General features: G+C 67.7%; 13 protein-coding genes. 7 read left to right on the top strand and 6 right to left on the bottom strand.

All coding sequences use genetic code 11. The annotated features are described in order from the left end of the window. Positions 1 to 132: 132 nt before the first annotated feature. Entirely contained in the window at positions 133 to 1,068 is a 936-nt protein-coding gene (locus ACNQS7_RS05930) for a heme o synthase (RefSeq protein ID WP_082658751.1), read from the top strand. Between the two features lie 362 nt (positions 1,069 to 1,430). Then, complete coding sequence (locus tag ACNQS7_RS05925; RefSeq protein WP_418015900.1) at positions 1,431 to 2,969, top strand: PPE family protein; 1,539 nt, start codon at positions 1,431 to 1,433, stop codon at positions 2,967 to 2,969. On the opposite strand, the gene ACNQS7_RS05920 is transcribed toward ACNQS7_RS05925, so the two are convergent. Continuing rightward, entirely contained in the window at positions 2,966 to 3,943 is a 978-nt protein-coding gene (locus tag ACNQS7_RS05920; RefSeq protein WP_418011827.1) for a quinone oxidoreductase family protein, read from the bottom strand. The genes ACNQS7_RS05925 and ACNQS7_RS05920 overlap by 4 nt on opposite strands. Positions 3,944 to 3,962: 19 nt before the next feature. Here ACNQS7_RS05920 and ACNQS7_RS05915 point away from each other — a divergent pair, with 19 nt between their 5' ends. Continuing rightward, positions 3,963 to 4,778 carry a hypothetical protein gene (locus tag ACNQS7_RS05915; protein WP_418011826.1) on the top strand — a complete coding sequence of 272 codons (816 nt, stop codon included), beginning with the start codon at positions 3,963 to 3,965 and terminating at the stop codon, positions 4,776 to 4,778. On the opposite strand, the gene ACNQS7_RS05910 is transcribed toward ACNQS7_RS05915, so the two are convergent. From ACNQS7_RS05910 to mptB, 5 genes are all read right to left on the bottom strand, one after another. Then, the gene (locus ACNQS7_RS05910; protein ID WP_418015899.1) at positions 4,728 to 5,663 is read right to left on the bottom strand and encodes a COX15/CtaA family protein; all 936 of its coding nucleotides are present in this window, start codon (positions 5,661 to 5,663) and stop codon (positions 4,728 to 4,730) included. The genes ACNQS7_RS05915 and ACNQS7_RS05910 overlap by 51 nt on opposite strands. Positions 5,664 to 5,755: 92 nt before the next feature. Further along, positions 5,756 to 6,640, bottom strand: coding sequence for an endonuclease domain-containing protein (locus ACNQS7_RS05905; RefSeq protein WP_418011825.1), 885 nt, complete (start codon positions 6,638 to 6,640; stop codon positions 5,756 to 5,758). Between the two features lie 105 nt (positions 6,641 to 6,745). Further along, on the bottom strand, positions 6,746 to 7,456 hold the full coding sequence (locus tag ACNQS7_RS05900; protein ID WP_418015898.1) for an ABC transporter permease: 711 nt from the start codon (positions 7,454 to 7,456) through the stop codon (positions 6,746 to 6,748). Between the two features lie 59 nt (positions 7,457 to 7,515). Continuing rightward, entirely contained in the window at positions 7,516 to 8,457 is a 942-nt protein-coding gene (locus ACNQS7_RS05895; RefSeq protein WP_418011824.1) for an ABC transporter ATP-binding protein, read from the bottom strand. Further along, on the bottom strand, positions 8,454 to 10,166 hold the full coding sequence (mptB, locus tag ACNQS7_RS05890) for a polyprenol phosphomannose-dependent alpha 1,6 mannosyltransferase MptB (RefSeq protein WP_055579457.1): 1,713 nt from the start codon (positions 10,164 to 10,166) through the stop codon (positions 8,454 to 8,456). Before mptB ends, ACNQS7_RS05895 begins: the two co-directional genes overlap by 4 nt. Here mptB and ACNQS7_RS05885 point away from each other — a divergent pair. Genes ACNQS7_RS05885 through sufC form a run of 4 tightly spaced genes read left to right on the top strand, consistent with a single transcriptional unit; the run spans position 10,160 to position 14,374 of the window. Then, positions 10,160 to 11,011, top strand: coding sequence for a helix-turn-helix transcriptional regulator (locus ACNQS7_RS05885; RefSeq protein WP_418015897.1), 852 nt, complete (start codon positions 10,160 to 10,162; stop codon positions 11,009 to 11,011). The two genes, mptB and ACNQS7_RS05885, sit on opposite strands and share 7 nt — an antisense overlap. Further along, the gene (sufB, locus tag ACNQS7_RS05880) at positions 11,008 to 12,447 is read left to right on the top strand and encodes a Fe-S cluster assembly protein SufB (protein WP_418011823.1); all 1,440 of its coding nucleotides are present in this window, start codon (positions 11,008 to 11,010) and stop codon (positions 12,445 to 12,447) included. Before ACNQS7_RS05885 ends, sufB begins: the two co-directional genes overlap by 4 nt. Next, positions 12,444 to 13,598: a Fe-S cluster assembly protein SufD gene (sufD, locus tag ACNQS7_RS05875; RefSeq protein ID WP_418011822.1), complete on the top strand. Its 1,155-nt coding sequence runs from the start codon at positions 12,444 to 12,446 to the stop codon at positions 13,596 to 13,598. Before sufB ends, sufD begins: the two co-directional genes overlap by 4 nt. Beyond that, positions 13,595 to 14,374, top strand: a complete 780-nt coding sequence (sufC, locus tag ACNQS7_RS05870; protein ID WP_418011821.1) for a Fe-S cluster assembly ATPase SufC — start codon at positions 13,595 to 13,597, stop codon at positions 14,372 to 14,374. Before sufD ends, sufC begins: the two co-directional genes overlap by 4 nt. Positions 14,375 to 14,376: the final 2 nt, after the last annotated feature.

Below are 14,376 nucleotides of genomic sequence, written 5' to 3'. Positions count from 1 at the left end.
CGCCGTGCGGGCGGATAGGTCGACAAATTTCGGGTAGATCGACCCTGCGGGGCTGTGGCCGTGCCGGCGCGGTCTACCATCATGCGTAGTAGAAGCTGCGCGCGGCTGCGATTTTCCCGAGGAGTTAATGCTTTGAGCGTTCGCGGGCGCCCAGACATCGAAGCGCCGGGCCGGACTTCAGGCCGGATCACCGGCGTCCTGTTGGCGTACCTGGCGTTGACCAAACCCCGGGTGATCGAGCTACTGCTCGTCACCGCGATACCGGCGATGCTGCTGGCGCACCGCGGCTCGGTCGACCCGCTGCTCATCCTCAACACGCTGGTCGGGGGCATGATGGCCGCCGGCGGGGCGAACACCCTCAACTGCGTGGCCGACGCCGATATCGACAAGGTGATGAAGCGGACCGCTCGACGGCCGCTGGCGCGTGCCGCGGTGCCGACGCGCAACGCGCTGATCTTCGGCCTGGCGCTGAGCGTGGGATCGTTCTGCTGGCTGTGGTGGACCACCAACCTGCTGTCGGGGCTGCTGGCTGTGGCCACCATCGCGTTCTACGTGTTCGTCTACACGCTGTTGCTGAAGCGGCGCACGGCGCAGAACGTGGTGTGGGGCGGCGCGGCCGGCTGCATGCCGGTGATGATCGGGTGGTCGGCGGTCACCGGGACCATCGGCTGGCCGGCGTTGGCCATGTTCGCGATCATCTTCTTCTGGACTCCGCCGCACACCTGGGCGCTGGCCATGCGGTACAAGGAGGACTACAAAGTCGCCGGCGTGCCCATGCTGCCCGCGGTGGCAACCGAACGTCAGGTCACCAAGCAGATTGTGATCTACACCTGGCTCACGGTGCTGGCGACCTTCGTGCTGGCGCTCGCGGCTGGGTGGCTGTATGCCGCGGTGGCAGTGGTGGCCGGCGTGTGGTTCCTGGCGATGGCCCACCAGCTGTACGCGGGTGTGCGGGCAGGAGAGCCGGTGAAGCCGCTGCGGTTGTTCCTGCAGTCGAACAACTACTTGGCGCTGGTTTTCTGCGCGCTGGCCGTGGACTCGGCGATCGCGCTGCCCACTCTGTTCTGATCCACCCGGAGCGTCCCCGCCGCGCCGACTGTGAACCTAACGACAGGACACGCCGGTGGCGCGTCGTGATGTTCACGATCGGCGGGTCCCCGCGGCTCGAGTCAGAACCAGCGCGATCCAAACCCCGCACCTATGCGCTGCGCGTACCAAATTAGTCTTCTGACAACACGTTTCGATCAGCGGGCGACGCTCGCCTGATACCTGTCCGCGAACATGCTCCGTTTGCGCTACTGCACGTCGCGATATCGAATTCTGTTGTACCCGACGGCGAGAGGAGTGTTCGGCATGACGTTATGCGTCGTACCCACAGGGCCGTGCACCTCCTGTGCTGCTACCGGGTATCCGCCCAGCGCCGGCTGACGATGACCGCCCCCATCTGGATGGCTTTGCCTCCGGAGGTGCATTCGGCGTTGCTGAGCAGCGGACCGGGCTCGGGTGCGTTTTCAGCCGCCGCCGAAACCTGGGCTGCCCTCAGTGCCGAATATGCTTCTGCCGCAGACGAACTCGCCGCAATCCTGGCCGCAGTGCAGGCCGGTTCCTGGGATGGCCCGAGTGCCGGATTTTACGTGGCCGCGCACCTGCCATACCTGCAGTGGCTGACGGCTGCGGGTGCCAAGAGCGCTGCGACGGCTGCCCAGCACGAGGTGGCCGCGGCTGCCTACACCGCCGCCCTGGCCGCCATGCCGACGCTGCTCGAGTTGGCGGCCAATCACGCCACTCACGCCGTGCTGACCGCGACGAATTTCTTCGGCGTCAACACGATACCCATCGCGCTCAACGAGGCCGACTACATTCGGATGTGGGTTCAGGCCGCCACCATCATGGTGACCTACGAAGCCGTTTCCGCCTCGGCGTTGGCCCAAACTCCGACGACCGGCCCGGCGCCGCAGATAGTTTCCGCCGCTGCGGCGTCGGATCCGTGGCAGCAGATCCAACAGATCCCGCAGCAGATCTTCCAATTTGCCCTGCGGCTCATCGGGATCAATTGGGATCCCGCCGCCGGCACCCTCAACGGAATCCCATACGCCTCCTACACGGTGCCCGGGCAGCCGGGCTACTGGATCTCCCGGCTCTTCCTGTTCGTCCAGGATTTCCAGGGTTTGCAGGACTGGATTCAGCTGTTGCTGACCAATCCGGTGGCTGCCCTGCAATCGCTCAGCGGCATCACTCCGGTGCAGATCATCGCGTATCTGGCGGTCCACCCCGTGCTCGCCGCCGCGATCGCGTCCTCACCATTGTGGTCGGCGCTGGCCACGCTGCCCGCCGCGGCGGCCAGTGTCGCCGCGCTGGCGGCGTTGGCCGCCATACCGCCCACCGAGCTGGCGGTCGTGCCGGAGCTGGTGCCTGTGGCAGAAGTCGCCGCCGCGGTCCCGGCGAAATTCGCCCCGGCTCTCGCCGGGTCGGTGGCGCCGGGTGCCGCGCCGGCCGCTCCCGTATCGACGGTGAGCACCATCAGCGCAACCTCCACCTCGGCGCCGCCGCCCGCGCCGGCCGGCCAAGCCTTCGTTCCCTATGCGATTGGTGGCGGGCCCGGGGTTGGCTTCGGGCCGGTGCATCGCGGCAACACGACCGCAACTGTCCGCGCGAAGGCCCCGGAGCCGGACAGCGCCGCTGTCGCGGCGGCCACCGCGGCGCGCAGAAAGGCGCGCAAGCGCCGCCAACAGGGCGAGCCGCAGCGCGGCTATGCCGATGAATTCGCAGATCTGCCAACCGATTTCGGCGAGGACGGGCCGGAAGTTTCCGAGCAGGGTGCCGGGCCGTTAGGTTTCACCGGCACCGTGCGGAAGGACGGGGTCCGGCCGGCCGGCCTGATCACCCTGGCCGGCGACCCGTTCGGCGGCGGGCCGACGTTACCGATGATCCCCACGAGCTGGGACGAGGACCGGCCCGCAGGTAGCTAGGGCAGCAACACTATCGATCCGGTGGTCTTGCGGCCCTCCAGGTCGGCGTGGGCGCGCGCGGCCTCGGCCAGGGGATAGCTACCGCCGACCTCGACCCGCACGGCCCCGCTGCCGATCACGTCGAAGAGTTCGGCCGCTCTCCCGCTGAACTCCTCACCGGTGCGGATGAAGTGGGCGAGCGAGGGCCGGGTGAGGTACACCGATCCGGCGTAGTTGAGCTGCTGGGGATCGAAGGGCGGCACCGGTCCGCTGGCCGCGCCGAACAGCGCCAGCGTCCCGCGCACGGCTAGGCTCGCCAGGCTGGCATCGAACGTGGTTGCGCCGACCCCGTCATAGACCACGGCCACCCCGGCGCCGCCGGTGAGCCCGCGAATCTGCTGGCCGAACTGGTAGGCGTCGGTGGGGTAGGGGAGTACCTCGGCGGCGCCCGCATCCCGGGACAGTCGCTCCTTCTCCGGCGTCGACACGGTCGAGATCACCCGCGCCCCGAGGTGCGTCGCCCACTGCGTCACGATCAGCCCGACGCCGCCCGCGCCGGCGTGTACCAGCACGCTGTCTCCGCGCTGCACCGGATACACCGACTTCAGCAGGTACTGCGCGGTCAGCCCCTTCAGCAGCGCCGATGCGGCCACCTCCGAGCTGATGCCATCTGGGACTCTGGCGGTCAAAAATGCTGGGGCCGTGCATAATTCGGCATAAGAGCCATTGGCTGAGGCGCTCACCACCCGGTCGCCGACGTTGATGTCCCCCCCGGTGTCCGGGCCGACCGCCGTCACCGTCCCGCACACCTCGGAGCCCAGTACGAACGGAAGCGGGCGCGGGTACTGACCGGAGCGGAAGTAGGTGTCGATGAAGTTGACGCCAATGGCTTCCGAACGGATCAGCAGCTCGCCGGGGCCAGGTTCGGGCTGGGCGACGTCGCGGTAGTTCAGGACTTCGGGGCCGCCGGTTTCGCTGACTTCGATCGCGTGCATGCCGATATCATGCCCGGGCATGAAGTTAGCCCGACCGGACACCTTCCATCCGCGCATCGTGTTGGCGGGCGGTCCGAAGCGAGCCGCCGGCGATGATGCCGGGTTGGTGGCCGCCCTGCGCACCCGCGGCCTGCACGCCCGGTGGTTGCCCTGGGACGACCCGGACGTGACCGACGCGCATCTGGTGATTCTGCGCGACGCCGGGGACTACGCCACGCGGCTACCCGAATTTCTGGCATGGACCACCCGCGTGCAGCACCTGCTGAATCCTGCGGACGTCATCGCCTGGAACGCCGATCGCCGCTACCTCGAGGACCTGGCGCAGCGGGGCGTACCGACCGTGCCGGGTCAGATACACGAGCCGGGGGAGTCCATGCGGCTACCGTCGGACGGCCACGTCTACGTCGGCGCTACCCGCGGCACCGGATTGCGACGATTCACCGACCGGTTGGACGCCGAGGCCTACATCAAGGGCCGCCGCGAGAGCGTGTTCGTGCAGGCAGATGCCGAGCCGGAAACCGTGCTCATCTTCATCGGCGGCAAACCGTCACACGCCTTCACCACGCAGGACGGCGGTTTGCATCAGGGTGAGGCTGACTTCGAGCTCTGGGATATCGGCTCGGCGGCCGTCCAGGCTGCCCCGGGTGATCTGCTCTACGCGCGGGTGCACCTGTCCGGGGCACGACTGCTGGAGTTCCAGCTGATCGACCCGTCGCTGGGGTGGCTGCGCCTGGACGCCGAAACGCGAGGCCTGGCTCAGCGCGAGTTCGCCCTGGCCGTCGAGTCAGCTCTGGAGCGCCTCGGGCTCGGCCCGTTCTCGCATCGACGCCCATAGCGCGGCGGTAGCCGCCGTGCAGGCCGCGGCACCCGCCACGTGCAGCGCGACCAGTACGGCGGGGACGCCCGTGTAGTACTGCGCGGTGCCCACGCCGGCCTGGGCGACGACGAGCGCGACCAGCACCCCGAGACGCCGCGTCACCACGCGGCCGGCCCGCACCGCCCACAGCCCGAAACCCAGCCCGACCAGCAGCGACAGGTAGGAGACCAGCAGCGACGAGTGGGCGTGCACCAGGGTGTTGATCTCGATCTTCAGCCGCGGCACCGTCCGGCTCGGGCTCTTGTCACCGGCGTGCGGTCCGGCCGCTGTCACCAGGGTGCCGGTGACCAGAACCGCGGCCAGGTTCATCGCGCTCAGCACGGTCAGCAGCCGCAGCGGCCTGGCGACCCGCCGGCGAACCTCGCCGTCGTCGGGCTCGCCGACTTTGACGAAGAGCAGCACCGACAACCACACCATCGTCATCGACGCCAGTAGGTGGATCGCCACCGTCCACCACAGCAGTCCGGTGCGCACGGTGATGCCGCCGATGACGGCCTGTACGACGGTGGAGGCGGGCATCAGCCACGCGTAGACCAGCACCTCGCGGCGCCGGCGCGCCCGCGTCACCGCCAGCACCGCCAGGGCCGCGGTGATGACCACCGCGAAGGTGATCATCCGGTTGCCGAACTCGACGGCTTGGTGGATGCGCGGTACTTCGGAGACCGCGACGGGTGTGAAGCTGCCGGGGAAACACTGCGGCCAGGTGGGGCAACCCAGCCCGGAGGCCGTGACACGCACGATGGCACCCGTGACCGCGATGCCACCCTGGGTGAGAATCACGAGCGCCGCGATGATGCGCTGGACACGCAGGCTGGGGTTGGGGAGCAGGTCCACCAACCGCATCAGCACTCGTCCGACGGCCACCGCCCGATGGTAACGACCACTACGTCACGTAGTAGAACCGGGCCTTGCGGCCACGCGCAGCGAGATTGACGCTACGTACAGCCGCGGCGGCGCGTCGTGTGCGTGGTGGCAGTGTCGCGGTAGCCGCGGCGCCGCAGTGCCGCGGCGACCTCCCGCAAAACCTGGTCGGGCCGGTCCTCGGCGATCACCCGGATGACGATCCAGCCGAGCTCAGCGAGCTCCTTCAATCTGCGCGTGTCGCGCACGTATTGGCGCCGGTTCGTGCGGTGTTGGTCACCGTCGTACTCGACGGCGACCTTGAACCGCTCCCAACCGATGTCGAGCAGGGCCACTGTCCGGAACTTGACCACCACGGGAATCTGGGTCTCGGGAGTGGGTAGTCCAGCGTCGATCAGCAGCATCCGGAGCCAGGTCTCTTTCGGTGAAGCAGAACCCGGGTCAATGTGGGGGAGCAGCGTTCTGAGTTGTCGGACGCCTCGGGCTCCGGCGTATCGCGTGCTGAGCATCAACGTCGCGTCGGTGGAAAACGGTGATGCCCGCATCAGTGCGTCGAGGCGCGCCATCGCATCAGCAGCGGTGAGCTGCCGCCCCAGGTCGAAGGCCGTCCGGGCAGGTGTGGTCACGGGCAGACCGGCAACCCGGGTGACTTCGTCGATGCCCATTCGGCAGTTGCGGGTGATTATTCCGGTGGGCGGCCGGGGATTGCACCACGCCATTTCAACCGCTTCGTCATCGTCGACCCAGTCCGAGCCGTGCATAGCCGCGGCGGCCAGCCCAGTCAAGGTCCCGCGGCGACCTGACCACAACCACGCGGCCGCCGAGCGAACGCGTAACGAAAGTTGCATGTCATGCGGCACGTACACGTCGGGGTAGATCGCCCGGTACTGCGTTCGTAGCTGATACCGGCTGACTCTTCCCTGCTGCAACGCCTCGCTGCCGATGCATACTCTGTCCACACAAGCTTGGACGAGTCCGAACAGCCCACCGGTTCCCCCGAGTTAGAAGCCACGCACACCCGCGACGGCGTTTTGTGTGCGTGGTGGCAGTGTCGCGGCAAGAGGTCACACAAAGCGGAAAAAGCGCCGCGCCGCCAGTGCGCCCACGCCGCCCCACACCGCGAGCACCGCCAACCCGAACCAGTCCACCGACAAGCTCATGGCCTGCGAAAGCGACTCGGTCAGGGCGCCTGAGGGTGTCAGCCGCGCCGCCCACTTCACGCCCGTTGGGATCATGCCCGTCTCGAGGGTCAGTGCGCCAAACCCGGCGAAGGCGAACCACAACAAGTTGGCCAGCGCCAGCACGATCTCCGCCCGCAGGGTGCCGCCGAGCAACAGGCCCAGCGCCGCAAATCCTGCCGTCCCCAGGGCGATCACCCCGCCGCCCAGCGCCAGCGCCGCCAACGGTGGCCGCCAACCCAACGCAAAACCAATGGCGCCCAACAGAATTGACTGCAGAAAGACGGTGAACACCACCGCCAGCGCCTTACCGGCGATGATTCCCCACACCGGCAGCGGGGTGGCCCCGAGCCGCTTCAGCGCGCCATAGCGGCGGTCGAAGGCGACGGCGATCGCCTGGCCGGTGAAAGCGGTGGAGATCACCGCGAGCGCCATGATCGCCGGCGTGAAGACCGCCGCGCGGTGCTCGCCGAAGGAGCCGAAGGGCAGCAGCGTGAGCCCGATCAGCAGCGTGATCGGGATGAACATGGTCAGCAGCAGCTGCTCGCCGTTGCGCAGCAGCAGCTTGGCTTCAAGGGTGAACTGCGCGGCCAGCATCCGGGGCACCGCGTTGGGGCGTGGGTCCGGGGTGAAGGTGCCGGCCGGGAAGACGTCGCTCACGATCGCAGACTCCTGCCGGTCAGATCCAGGAAGACATCTTCCAGGCTGCGCTGCTCGACGCGCAGGTCGGTGGCCAGCACGTCGATCCGGGCACACCACGCCGTCACCGTCGCCAGCACCTGCGGGCCTACCGCGCCCTCGACCAGGTATTCACCCGGTGATATCTCGCTGGCCCGGTAGTTCTCGGGCAACGCGGCCGTCAACAGCGAGAGGTCGAGTCGTGGCGGCGCGCTGAACCGCAGTTGGTCCTTGGCGCCGCTGCGCATCAGCTCCGCCGGTGTGCCGGCCGCGACCGTCGTGCCGTGATCGATGATGACCAGCCGGTCGGCCAGTTCCTCGGCCTCTTTGAGCTGATGGGTGGTCAGCACCACGGTGACGCCGTCGCGGCGCAGCGCGTCGATCAGCTCCCACACCAGTAGCCGGGCGTGGGCGTCCATGCCCGCGGTGGGTTCGTCGAGGAAAACCAGCTCGGGCCGTCCCACCAGAGCACATGCCAGCGCGAGCCGTTGCTGCTGCCCACCGGAGAGCCTCCGGTAGGTGGTGCGCGCCGCCTCGGTCAGGCCGAGGGTTTCCAGCAGCCAGGCCGGGTCCAACGGGTCGGCGGCGTAGGACGCGACCAGGTTGAGCATCTCGCCGGCACGGGCCGCCGGGTAGCCGCCGCCGCCCTGCAGCATCACGCCGATGCGGGGGCGCAGGCGCGCGTTGTCGGCGATCGGGTCGAGCCCGAGCACCTCGATGCTGCCGGCGTCCGGGCGCATGAAGCCTTCGCACATCTCGACCGTGGTCGTCTTTCCGGCGCCGTTGGGACCCAACAGCGCGAACACCTCGGCGGCATGCACTTCGAGATCGAGGCTGGCGACGGCCTTCACGGATCCGTACTGCTTGCACACCCCGCGCAGTCGCACCGCGATACCGCGGTCGTGGGGGACGGAGGTCACGTGGAATCAGCGTAGGCGTCGGGCGCGGCCTCGGGAGCCGGGGTGGCCTTCCCGGGCAGCGCAGCAGCAGCCGGAGTGACGAGTGTCACCGACGGCTCGGGTTGCACGTCCTCTTCGGGGAGGGGCCGCCACGGCAGCCGGTGGTAGGTCAGCGCGATGAGCACAACCACGATGAAGGCACTGGCCAACGTGGCGTCGACGATCTGAAACAGCGCGAAGCGGTCGCCATTGGCGGTGGGGCCGAAGATGCCGACGATGAGGGTGACGACGATGGCGGCGGCCCGGAATTTGGTGCGGGTGGCCCAGGCGGCCAGCGGGATGATCGCCCACAGCAGGTACCAGGGCTGGACGACGGGGAACAGCAGCACGGTGAGGCCCAGCGCCACCCCGAGGCCGCCGATCGGGTGCAGCCGGCCGCGGAATACTGCGAGCAGCAGCCAGCAGACCATCACCATGATGATCAGCACGCCGATCGCGCGGGTCAGCGACAAGATGGCGGTGGTGTGATCGCCGAGGCCGAGCAGAATGCCGACCTGACCAGTGCCCAGTGCCAGCAGTGTCGGCGGCGACATCCAGCTGCGCACCACGTTGGCAGTGCCCAGCGTGTAGATCCAGCCGAAGCCGAGCCCACTGGCCCAGCCCACGAGACCCATCACCGCAAGGGTCAGGGCCGCCATCGCGGTGCCCGACAGCAGGAACGATTTGACCGTACTGCCCAGCCGGTAGCCCAGTGCCATCGTGACGAAGCCCAGCGCCAGCAGTGACGGCAGCTTCACCTGCGACGACAGCACGATCAGGACCGAGCCACCCAGCAGCAGACCTAGTGGTTGCCAGTCCGGGCCGATCCGCCACGACTGCGGCTTGAGCGGCCGATCAGAATCGATGCCGCGTAGCGCGAACTCCGCGCCGGTCAGCATCAGCCCCAGCATCAGCGCCTCGTTGTGAATGCCGGCGACCAGGTGCATGAACAGCAGCGGGTTGGCCGCCCCCAGCCACAGTGCGCTGACTTCAGCCACCCCGCAGCGCCGGGCCAGCCGTGGCGTCGCCCACACGATCAACGCCACGCCGAACAACACCACCAGTCGGTGGCAGAGGACCGCGGCGACGATGTTCTCCCCGGTCAGACCCGAGATGCCGCGACCGATCCACAGGAACAGCGGGCCGTAGGGGGCCGGGGTCTCGCGCCACAGGCTGGGCACCGACAGGGTGAACACATGGCCCAGGCCCAGTCCGGAGGCCGGCCCCACCCGGTACGGGTCGAGCCCTTCCAGCGAGATCTGGCTCTGGGCGAGATAGGAGTAGACGTCCTTGCTGTACATCGGCGGCGCGATCAGCAGCGGGAGCATCCACAACACCAGCGTGCGGTCCAGTTCGCCGCGCGACATCCGGCGCTTGCCGGAGGCGAACCGGCCGAGCATCAACCAGGCCAGCGCCATCATCACCGCGCCGGTGGTGGTCATGGTCAGCGACACCGTCTGGATCCGTGACGGCAGGTTCAGCAGCCGCACTCCGAAGGTGGGGTCCTGAACCACCGGCCTGGCCCCGTCGCCCAGCGCGCCAATCGCCATCAAGACGGTGCCGGTGGCGCCGAACAGCCGGGTGCGCTGCATGGCGGTGTGCTCGGCGGCGTTGAGCGGCTTGCCCACCGTCTGCTCGTCGCCGTGCAGACTGGCGATCGACGAGCTCAGTGTGTGGTGGCGGGCTGCCATCAGAGCAGACTAGTCGCCCGGGGAATCAACACTGTTGCGCTCGTCACCTAAGGGCACCCTTGCTGGACCGATCCCCCGAATTGCGACACACTGGTGTTGTGAAAATCCAATCCGAACCGCGTGCTGCCGTGCCCGCGGCCGGCGCTGTCGGGTCGGACGGACACACCCGGCGATCCATCGTCCGCCTGCTGGTCGAATCCGGCTCCATCACCGCCACCGAAATCAGCGACCGGCTGGGTCTGGCGCCCGCCGGTGTGCGCCGGCATCTGGACGCGCTGATCGAGGCCGGCGACGCGGAATCCTTTGCGTCGTCGTCGTGGCAGCAAGTGGGACGCGGACGGCCCGCCAAGCGGTACCGGTTGACCGCGGCCGGCCGTGCCAAGCTCGACCACGCCTATGACGACTTGGCTTCTGCCGCAATGCGGCAACTGCGGGAGGTCGGCGGCGAGGACGCGGTGAAGACGTTTGCGCGGCGCCGCATCGATGCGATTCTGTCCGGGGTCGAGGCGACCGACGGCTCCGATGCGGAGGCCGTCGAAGAGACGGCCGACCGGATTGCGCAGGCGCTGACCAAAGCCGGATATGTCGCGACCACCACCCGGGTGGGCGGCCCCATCCACGGTGTGCAAATCTGCCAGCACCACTGCCCGGTATCCCATGTCGCCGAGAAGTTCCCGGAATTGTGCGAAGCCGAGCAGCAGGCCATGTCCGAGGTGCTCGGCACCCATGTGCAGTTGTTGGCGACGATCGTCAACGGTGACTGCGCCTGCACCACCCACGTACCACTCAGCCCGGCGCCCAGCCCGCGCCACACCGCAACGAGCACCAAAGGAGCGTCCTCATGACACTCGAAGCCGCACGGACGGTCGAGCCATTGACCCAGGAGCAGACCATCGAGTCGCTGGGCAGGTACGGCTACGGTTGGGCCGACTCCGACATCGCGGGCGCCAGCGCGCAACGCGGGCTGTCCGAGGCGGTCGTGCGGGACATCTCGGCCAAGAAGAACGAGCCCGAATGGATGCTGAACATCCGGCTCAAGGCGCTGGGCATCTTCGACAAGAAGCCGATGCCGAACTGGGGTTCCAACCTCGACGGTATCGACTTCGACAACATCAAGTACTTCGTGCGCTCCAGCGAGAAGCAGGCCGCGACGTGGGACGATCTGCCTGCGGACATCAAGAACACCTACGACAAGCTGGGCATCCCAGAGGCCGAGAAGCAACGGCTGGTCTCCGGTGTCGCCGCACAGTACGAGTCGGAGGTCGTCTACCACTCGATCCGTGAAGATCTGGAGAAACAGGGCGTCATCTTCCTGGACACCGACACCGCGCTGCGGGAACACCCGGACGTCTTCAAAAAGTACTTCGGCACCGTGATCCCGGCGGGGGACAACAAGTTCTCCGCGCTGAACACGGCGGTGTGGTCGGGTGGCAGCTTCATCTATGTGCCGCCGGGTGTGCACGTCGACATTCCGCTGCAGGCCTACTTCCGGATCAACACCGAGAACATGGGCCAGTTCGAGCGGACGCTGATCATCGTCGACGAGAACGCCTACGTGCACTACATCGAGGGCTGCACGGCGCCGATCTACAAGTCGGACTCGCTGCACTCCGCGGTGGTGGAGATCATCGTGAAGCCAGGTGGGCGGTGCCGTTACACGACCATCCAGAACTGGTCGAACAACGTCTACAACCTGGTCACCAAGCGGGCCCGGGCGGAGGCCGGCGCCACCATGGAGTGGGTCGACGGCAACATCGGATCCAAGGTGACCATGAAGTACCCGGCGGTCTGGATGACCGGTGAGCACGCCAAGGGCGAGGTGCTGTCAATCGCTTTCGCCGGCGAGGACCAGCACCAGGACACCGGTGCCAAGATGCTGCACCTGGCGCCGAACACGTCGAGCAACATCGTGTCGAAGTCGGTGGCGCGCGGTGGCGGCCGCACCTCCTACCGCGGTCTGGTGCAGGTGAACAAGGGCGCGCACGGCTCCAAGTCGAGCGTGAAATGTGATGCGCTGCTGGTCGATACGATCAGCCGCAGCGACACCTACCCCTATGTCGACATCCGCGAGGACGACGTCACGATGGGCCACGAGGCCACCGTCTCGAAGGTCAGCGAGAACCAGCTGTTCTATCTGATGAGCCGCGGCATGACCGAGGACGAGGCCATGGCGATGGTGGTGCGCGGCTTCGTCGAGCCGATCGCCAAGGAACTGCCGATGGAGTACGCGCTCGAGCTCAACCGGCTGATCGAGTTGCAGATGGAGGGTGCGGTCGGATGACCGCCGCGCTCAACAAAGGGGAACTGTTCTCCTCCTTCGACGTCGACGCCTTCGAAGTCCCGCACGGTCGCGACGAGCTCTGGCGCTTCACCCCGCTCAAGCGGCTGCGCGGCTTGCACGACGGCACCGCGGTGGCTACCGGCACCGCCACCATCACGGTCAGCGAGCAACCCGGCGTGCGGACCGAGTCGGTGCGCCGCGGCGACGGACGCCTGGGTGAGGCCGGAGTTCCCGCAGATCGTATTGCGGCCCAAGCATTTTCGTCGTTCAACGCGGCAACGGTGGTCACCGTCGGGCGCGACACCCAGGTCGGCGAACCGATCAACATCAGCATCGATGGACCTGGGCAGGGCGCTGCGGCCTACGGGCACCTGCAGCTCCGGGTGGAAGAACTCGGCGAGGCCGTCGTCGTCATCGACCACCGGGGCAGCGGAACCTACGCCGACAACGTCGAATTCGTGATCGGTGACGCCGCCCGGCTCACCGTTATCTGGATCGCCGACTGGGCCGACGACACCGTGCACGTCAGTGCCCACCACGCCCGGCTCGGCAGGGACGCGGTACTGCGCCACGTCACCGTCACGCTGGGCGGCGAGGTGGTGCGGATGGCCGCCAACGTGCGGTTCGCCGGACCCGGTGGGGACGCCGAACTGCTGGGTCTCTACTTCGCCGACGACGGCCAGCACCTCGAGTCGCGGCTGCTGGTGGACCACGCCCAGCCGGACTGCAGGTCCAACGTGCTGTACAAGGGTGCGCTGCAAGGAGATCCGTCGTCGAAGTTGCCCGACGCGCACACGGTATGGATCGGTGACGTGCTGATCCGCGCCGCGGCGACCGGCACCGACACCTTCGAGATGAACCGCAACCTGGTGCTGACCGACGGCGCGCGCGCCGACTCGGTGCCCAACCTGGAGATCGAGACCGGCGAGATCGCCGGGGCCGGACACGCCAGTGCCACCGGGCGATTCGACGACGAGCAACTGTTCTATCTGCGCTCCCGGGGCATTCCCGAAGAGCAGGCCCGCCGGCTGGTGATCCGCGGCTTCTTCGGCGAGATCATCTCCAAGATCGCGGTGCCCGAAGTGCGGGAGCGCCTCACCGCGGCCATCGAACACGAACTGGAAAAGACGGAGAAGGCAACTACCGCATGACAACCCTGGAAATCAGAGACCTGCACGTCAGCGTCGTCAACCCGAGCGGCGCCGACGGCGAACGCGAGATCCCGATCCTCAAGGGCGTCGACCTCACCGTGAAGTCCGGTGAGAAGCATGCCCTGATGGGACCCAACGGCTCGGGCAAGTCGACCCTGTCGTACGCGATCGCCGGACACCCCAAGTACGTCGTCACCTCGGGTTCGATCACGCTGGACGGCGAAGACGTGCTCGCGATGAGCGTCGACGAGCGGGCGCGGGCCGGCCTGTTCCTGGCCATGCAATACCCGGTCGAGGTGCCCGGCGTCTCGGTGTCGAACTTCCTGCGCTCGGCCGCGACTGCCATCCGCGGCGAGGCGCCGAAGCTGCGGCACTGGGTCAAAGAGGTCAAGGCAGCGATGTCGGCCCTCGAAATCGACCCGGCCTTCGCCGAGCGCAACGTCAACGAGGGTTTCTCCGGCGGCGAGAAGAAGCGCCACGAGATTCTGCAACTCGAGCTGCTCAAGCCCAAGATCGCCATCCTCGACGAGACCGACTCCGGCCTGGACGTCGACGCGTTGCGGGTGGTCAGTGAGGGCGTCAACCGCTATGCGGAAGCCGAGAACGGGGGCATCCTGCTCATCACGCACTACACCCGGATTCTGCGCTACATCAAGCCCGAGTACGTGCACGTCTTCGTGGGTGGCCGGATCGCCGAATCGGGCGGCTCCGAGCTGGCCGACGAACTCGAGCAGAACGGCTACGTGCGCTTCACCCAGGCGACCGCAGGCGCGTAAGC

This window comes from Mycobacterium sp. 23, assembly GCF_048287075.1.
GTDB lineage: Bacteria > Actinomycetota > Actinomycetes > Mycobacteriales > Mycobacteriaceae > Mycobacterium > Mycobacterium gordonae_B.
This window is presented reverse-complemented; position numbering and strand designations above follow the sequence as displayed.